A 6,840-nucleotide genomic window follows, 5' to 3' on the forward strand; every position below is an offset into this window, starting at 1 on the left:
AATTGAACGCAAAAAAAAGCCCGGCATCGCCGGGCTTCATTATTTATTTCGGATTAGTCCAACCATTCGGTATGGAATACGCCTTCTTTATCAGTACGTTTATAGGTATGCGCACCGAAGTAGTCACGCTGAGCCTGAATCAGGTTAGCCGGCAGTACCGCGGAACGGTAGCTGTCATAGTAGGCAACCGCAGCGCCGAAGGTCGGAACCGGGATACCGTTCTGAACAGCGTAGGCAACCACGTCACGCAGCGCCTGCTGATACTCATCAGCGATATTTTTGAAGTACGGTGCCAGCAGCAAGTTCGCGATGCCGGCATTTTCAGCATAGGCATCAGTGATCTTCTGCAGGAACTGGGCGCGAATGATGCAGCCAGCACGGAAGATCTTCGCGATTTCGCCGTAGTTCAGATCCCAGTTGTATTCGTCAGACGCGGCACGCAGCTGAGAGAAGCCCTGCGCGTAAGAAACGATTTTACCGAGATAGAGTGCGCGACGAACTTTCTCAACGAAAGCCGCTTTGTCGCCAGCCAGTTCTGCTTTCGGGCCCGAAAGCACTTTAGACGCTGCAACACGCTGATCTTTCAGAGAGGAGATATAACGCGCGAATACGGATTCGGTGATCAGAGACAGCGGCTCGCCGAGATCCAGAGAGCTCTGGCTGGTCCACTTACCGGTACCTTTGTTGGCAGCTTCATCCAGAATCACATCAACCAGGTAATTACCGTCTTCATCTTTCTTAGTGAAGATATCTTTGGTGATGTCGATCAGGTAGCTGCTCAGTTCGCCTTCGTTCCACTCAGTGAAAATAGTTGCCAGCTCGTCGTTAGACAGGTTCAGGCCACCTTTCAGCAGAGAGTAAGCTTCAGCAATCAGCTGCATGTCGCCGTATTCGATGCCATTGTGCACCATTTTCACATAGTGACCCGCGCCATCAGCGCCAATGTAGGTCACGCACGGTTCACCGTCTTCAGCAACCGCAGCAATTTTGGTCAGGATTGGGGCAACCAGCTCATAGGCTTCTTTCTGACCACCAGGCATGATGGATGGGCCTTTGAGTGCGCCCTCTTCCCCACCGGAAACACCCGTACCGATGAAGTTGAAACCTTCCGCGGACAGTTCACGGTTACGGCGAATGGTGTCCTGGAAGAAGGTGTTACCACCATCAATGATGATGTCGCCTTTATCGAGATAGGGTTTCAGGGAATCAATCGCGGCATCAGTGCCCGCGCCTGCTTTCACCATCAACAGGATGCGACGTGGGGTTTCAAGAGATTCGACGAATTCCTGTACCGTGTAATAAGGAACCAGTTTCTTGCCTGGATTTTCGGCAACAACTTCTTCAGTTTTTTCACGGGAGCGGTTAAAGATGGAGACGGTATAACCACGGCTTTCGATGTTGAGCGCCAGGTTGCGCCCCATCACTGCCATACCGACTACGCCGATCTGTTGCTTAGACATTATGTACTCCTGTCAGGGGTGGTCACCGCGTCCTATGCGCGGCTTGAATGTTTGAAGATGTTAACTCAGAAAATTTTTATTCGATAGTCTGCATCAGTCAAAGAGCAACAAATGCGATTCGGGCACGGTGAAGTAAAGCCTGGAAACTGAACAAAATGAAACCATCTATCAAACATCTATGACATTACGAGAATAACTCACTGAATAACTTACCGTTCTTATCCTTTTCGGAGAGTTTAGGGTTTTCAATTTGCCAGTTAATACCTAAAGAAGGATCGTTCCAGAGCAAACATCCTTCAGAACCAGGATCGTAATAATCAGTGCATTTGTATTCAAAATCAGCTATTTCAGAAAGAACAACAAAACCATGGGCTAAACCCGGTGGAATCCAAAACTGACGTTTGTTTTCTTCGCTCAGAATTACAGCTTCCCATTGCCCGAATGTTGGAGAGTCTCTACGAATATCAACAGCAACATCAAGTACCTCGCCTCTCACCACACGAACGAGTTTCCCTTGCGGGTTTTTAGTTTGGAAATGCAAACCACGTAAAACTCCCTGAGAGGAACGTGAATGGTTATCCTGAACAAAATCAAGGTCGATATTTAACATTTCTTTATAACGATCTTTTTGGAAGGTTTCGAGGAAGAAGCCACGATGATCGCCGAATACTTTGGGCTCAATAATTTTTACATCGTGAATTTTTGTATCAATAATATTCATTATACTCACCAATTAATAAGCACCATCACGCTTAAGAACAACATTAATTGTCTTAAACAAGATAGCAATATCATTCCACAAAGACCAATTTTTCACATACCAGGCATCAAAGTAAACGCGAGTTTCGTAATCGATATCATTACGACCACTCACTTGCCATAAACCTGTCATACCTGGTTTAGCCATAAGATAATAGTCAACGTCGTCACTATAACGAATTAACTCATCATGGACAATCGGCCTTGGACCAACCAAACTCATCTCACCCTTAAGAACATTAAACAACTGAGGTAACTCATCCAGGCTCGACTTACGGATAAAATGACCAATTTTGGTTATACGAGGATCATTCTTTAACTTAAAATCTTTTTCCCACTCCAAACGGGCATTTTCATCATTGGCCAGAAGTTCTTCCAATATTTCCTGTGAGTTAAGGATCATCGATCTAAATTTAAGACATTTGAAACGTTTACCATTTCTTCCAATACGTTCATGCCCATAAATAGCGGGCCCACCATCTTTTTTAACCTGAAGATAGAGATATGCAAGTAATGGCGAAGAGATTAAAATGATACCCAATGCGCCAAAGATATCAAACGCTCTCTTTGCAAACCTCGATGTACGTTTAGCAAGGTTATTATTTACTCTTAAAATCATTACTTCATGGCTAAATATGAATGCCATATCGGTGCCATACAGAGGTAATCCGCGAATTGTTGGAATAACAGAGACATGTCGAAATTTATATTTAGACAGTTTTTTTATCCAATTATTTCTTTCTTCAATCTGTTCAGATTCTACGGCAATTATGAATTGAGTGAATTTATTCGCAATTCTCTTAACCTCATGAATATCAGCATCGATAATAGGTTGCCCGTATAGGGTATTTCCATGTTCACTCTTGCCGATGAAATAATTAACTTTGAACCCCAAATTTTTTTCACTATTAATTGCCAGATAAGCATCTTGCGCATTCTTACCACATCCAATGATGATGGTATCACGTTGCCACAAGCCTACTTTATCCAACACTCTGCGAACTAATGAACGACCTAAGGGTAAAAGAACAAACGCAAGGGCCCAGGTAAAGACCCATAAGTAACGAGAGAAATGCCACTTTGAAAAAGCATTTATTGCAAGTTCAATAATGGCAAATATTACTAAAGTACGAAGTATTTCCTTTAATTCAAACCAGAAAGGTTTGCGATAAGAATAATGCCTCAAGCGTATCCAAAACCAACCGACACAAATTACACTAAGAAGTGTGTGCGTTACAATTTTCTCATCAAACTCATCCTGTGGAATGAATGCAGGTAGATTATTAAACAAAAACTCAATTAGATAAATAGACAAACCAAAAGAGATTATTAACACAAAAAAGTCAACCATTGCGTTAGTTATCTTACCAATGGTGAGTTTCAAATTATCATTCATATAAGCCTCAACGCAGCATTTATTGCCAGTATTTTTTATGCATGCTACACTTCTTAATTATCGAGAGGGGTAATAATTTATATCTTTTCCCTAACTGATATCCAACAAATTTGGCGGCATTATTTAACAGTGCAGAAAATAAGAAGGCTGGCCGTGTTTTCAGAATATATTGAAACTCAGAGATTAGAAACTTTTTCCCTTCACCACCAGCTCCCCCAAATTCTTTACGGATCCAGCTTTGTCCATTATGAAAGACCCCTATATCGAAATATCGTGAAAATTCATTTTTACAAGTATAGTTGTGCGAATGCTTTGCAGTTGCATTAGCTGCATAGCCGACATGATAATCGTGCACTAACGCGGTCGCTGCATAAAGCATGTCTTCACATAAAATAGTGTTCATGGCGAAGCCACCTAATTTATTAAATGTCGACACCCTATATGCTGAAAAAGAATTGGACATAAAGACCGCTTTCAGACCTAAAGCCTTACCCGTATCTTTTGAAACAACATAGCTACTATTCGAATAATTAAAATGGCGTGCATGCTGGGCGATCACATTGGCATCATCATGAGGAAGTTGCTTACCATATACTGCAGCCAATTTTTCATCCGCAACAAACATATCAACAATATTGTTGATAGATTGCTCATCAGTCAATATTGCATCTTGAGTCATAAAAAATACGATATCACTAGTTGGTGACAGATGTTTTAATCCAAGATTTCTTGTGCCACCATGGTTAAAATCGTTTGAACTTATCTCAATCAATTCAAATTCATGTTTTTTGGCAATTGCGGCCGTTTCGTCTTTAGAACCAGAATCGATAACGAGTACCCTACCATTAAAGTACTTATTAATACTTTCTGCTGCTCTTTCCCATAGTGCACCTCCATTATAGGTTGGTACAACCATCGAAATACGTAGATTACTCATATTTACATTTAACCTGCTTAACTTGCTCTAGGAATGCCGTTCCATTCTGTAAATCGGGTTCTAAATGGCATCCTTCAGCCCATTCATTCCAAGCATTGATGAAAACTACTTTTTCGGAGAGCCCATTATTTGAAGAAAACTTACTTGCTTCATCAAGCCAATAGCCGAATACACTCGCCTCATCATTTTGGATTACTGTTGGTGTTGCCCTTCTTGCAGAGTTGTCCCAACTGGGGAATATTGCAGGTATAACTTTACCAGGCTTAGTCGCGTAACTGTGTACAATATTCTCCACCATATGTTTATAAGATATTTTATTTACAGCAGAAGCATTTCTTTTTAGATACTGGAATATAGTATCGGGTAATAATTTCCTGGCCGCATCAACGAGAAATTGCTCTTTCGTTTTAATTGATGGGAAATCGGCTCTATTAGGCTGAAAATCGACAACAGCATCGAATTGATGAGTGAAAATCTCATCGTAATTTGCTGTGACAAATCCATTTTTCACACATATAAAATAGATACCATTTAATCCGTTCTTAACGGCCATTTGGTTCCATGTATGAATGAAGTTATCAATATCCGGAATATGATCATAGCGATAAAGCAAGAACACCGGCTTATCATCTATTTTGATATATCTATTATCTTTTAAAAAAGGTAAAAGATAGTTAAAATGTTCAACTGAGTCCTCTTCTGTATAATCTTGTTTTATCAATACTTCACGTTCCATGCCATCCCAAGCTCGAGTCCAATTTTCATTAGCCCAACAAATACAAAACGGTAGTTCAGGCTTATTATCCTCAAGGACAGCTTCTAAAGGTTTTTCTAGTAACAAGTGACCGTTAAACCAATAATGATAATAGCAGAACCCATCAATGCCATACTCGTGAGCTAGCTGTGCTTGCCTCTCTCTAGTTTCTGGTACTCGTAAATCATAGAATCCCATCGTAGTTGGTATATGAGGCTGATGATGACCTTTGAATCTTGGTTTAGATTTTGCTACGTTGAACCACTCAGTAAAGCCCTCCCCCCACCACTCATTGTTTTCTTTAACAGGATGGTATTGAGGCAAATAAAAAGCTATGTATTTCATTATAATCCCATTATTCAATCTGCACCACGAGGCTGCCAATTATTCCAGTAGTTTTCTAATAGCTCTATCTTATCTCTCTGATAAGACTCATCAGAAAAATGCACAAAAACACTTCCATACTCATTGTAATACTTATAGAAATCACTCTCTCTTAGGATTCCAGATGAAGAGTATAATGCATACACCAAGACAACCAGAGCAGATAATCTCATATATAAAATATTTTGTTTAAAATACCTTATCGGATATAAAAAGAAGAACAAAATTCCATAACATTGTAACCTGGTCCATAATGTTTCCGAACTGTAAAGAAGGTTTTCATAAAACACAGTTAACAAAACAAAGCTAATAAAAAAATCAAGCACATAATCGTTTTTATTTTTTTGTTTTACATGCAATATATAAAATAGCAGCAAAAGAGCATTTCGGACAAGATGCCCCAGGGTTACCCCCCCGCCACCTCCGAAGAAGAAATAAAATTTTATTTTTTCAAAGAAAATAAATCCCGAGAGGAAGGGATTCAAGAGTATTATAATCTCATTCAATAGTGTTGTATTCACCAAAGTAAACAAGAATAAACACATTGTTGAATAAAAAGTCACATGCTGGAACAACCTGGATTTATATATAAATATAACAGGCAAAAAAAGGATACTGGAGAAATGCGCTGTTGCTGCAAGAATAAAATATCCACTACGCCTGAGAAGAGAGAAAGACGATATTGCCAACAATATCAGTGCGAATGCTACTTGCTGTCTCAAGAAATCTGTATGGAATTGTATTGTAACGATGAAGAAGCAAAATACAACCAACAATGGTAATTCGCAATTTTTGATACAGTATCGAGTTATGATAATGAAAACGACAGTTTTGATAAAAAATGCAAACAGCCAGTAATCAAAACCAATACTCGAAAATAAATATGATAATGCTTGATAGCCTATTTCCGGATAAAACTTTACTTCAAGATTATAATAATAAGACTCATAAAGATACCAATCAACCCCTATCCTGTAGGAAGCACAAAAAACAAAGACATACACGAGAAAGTATAGCAACAATATACGTTTCCCGTCTCTCTTATTTAAGAAGATAGAAAGAACAATAAAAGGCAAAGTTAATGCAATAAATAATAAATAAAACATCACTTTTCCTTGTAGCCAATAAATTGTTCAGTGATGTTTACTGA

Annotated in this window: 6 protein-coding genes; all 6 read right to left on the bottom strand. The window is 39.6% G+C overall.

The genetic code is table 11. The annotated features are described in order from the left end of the window. Positions 1 to 53: 53 nt before the first annotated feature. Positions 54 to 1,460 (bottom strand): NADP-dependent phosphogluconate dehydrogenase, encoded by a 1,407-nt coding sequence (gene gndA, locus DBY68_RS22585; protein ID WP_108473768.1) that lies wholly within the window; start codon positions 1,458 to 1,460, stop codon positions 54 to 56. Positions 1,461 to 1,644: 184 nt separating this feature from the next. Then, entirely contained in the window at positions 1,645 to 2,181 is a 537-nt protein-coding gene (gene rfbC, locus DBY68_RS22590; protein WP_108473767.1) for a dTDP-4-dehydrorhamnose 3,5-epimerase, read from the bottom strand. 12 nt (positions 2,182 to 2,193) lie between these two features. After that, positions 2,194 to 3,570, bottom strand: coding sequence for an undecaprenyl-phosphate galactose phosphotransferase WbaP (gene wbaP, locus DBY68_RS22595; RefSeq protein WP_229837632.1), 1,377 nt, complete (start codon positions 3,568 to 3,570; stop codon positions 2,194 to 2,196). Positions 3,571 to 3,634: 64 nt separating this feature from the next. After that, positions 3,635 to 4,552 (bottom strand): glycosyltransferase family 2 protein, encoded by a 918-nt coding sequence (locus tag DBY68_RS22600; RefSeq protein WP_108473765.1) that lies wholly within the window; start codon positions 4,550 to 4,552, stop codon positions 3,635 to 3,637. Continuing rightward, positions 4,545 to 5,651 (bottom strand): glycoside hydrolase family 99-like domain-containing protein, encoded by a 1,107-nt coding sequence (locus DBY68_RS22605; protein WP_199538686.1) that lies wholly within the window; start codon positions 5,649 to 5,651, stop codon positions 4,545 to 4,547. Before DBY68_RS22605 ends, DBY68_RS22600 begins: the two co-directional genes overlap by 8 nt. A 14-nt stretch (positions 5,652 to 5,665) precedes the next feature. Further along, positions 5,666 to 6,796, bottom strand: coding sequence for an EpsG family protein (locus tag DBY68_RS22610; protein ID WP_108473764.1), 1,131 nt, complete (start codon positions 6,794 to 6,796; stop codon positions 5,666 to 5,668). Between the last annotated feature and the right edge of the window lie 44 nt (positions 6,797 to 6,840).

This window comes from Pseudocitrobacter sp. RIT415 (genome assembly GCF_003057695.2).
In the GTDB taxonomy this organism is placed as follows: domain Bacteria; phylum Pseudomonadota; class Gammaproteobacteria; order Enterobacterales; family Enterobacteriaceae; genus Pseudocitrobacter; species Pseudocitrobacter faecalis.